The organism is Halomonas sp. 111 (assembly GCF_052379685.1).
In the GTDB taxonomy this organism is placed as follows: Bacteria; Pseudomonadota; Gammaproteobacteria; order Pseudomonadales; family Halomonadaceae; genus Vreelandella; species Vreelandella citrativorans.
This window is the reverse complement of the sequence record NZ_JBQSYV010000066.1, coordinates 1-236: the sequence shown is the minus strand read 5'-3', so window position 1 is coordinate 236 and position 236 is coordinate 1. Positions and strand designations below refer to the sequence as shown.

At 61.9% G+C, this 236-nt stretch carries 1 protein-coding gene; it reads left to right on the top strand.

The annotated features are described in order from the left end of the window. The coding region (locus ACT3T7_RS18450) for an FAD-linked oxidase C-terminal domain-containing protein (protein WP_444631933.1) at positions 1-236 on the top strand (236 nt) is incomplete at both ends.

The window sequence follows — 236 nt, the reverse complement described above, 5'->3', positions numbered from 1 at the left end:
CCCAAATTTTTTGGCGAGCTTTACCCCAGCCTGCAGCGGGTCAAGGCCGCGTTTGACCCGTTTAACCAGCTTAACCCTGGCAAGATCGCTTCACCGGCAGAGAACGGCGCGCTGATCGCCAAAGACAGCGACCCGAACCTGCTAAGCATCGACGCCGTGCCGATGCGCGGCCAGCTGGACCGCACCATTGATGAGCGCGCCTGGCAGGCCTATGACGCAGCGGTGTACTGCAACGG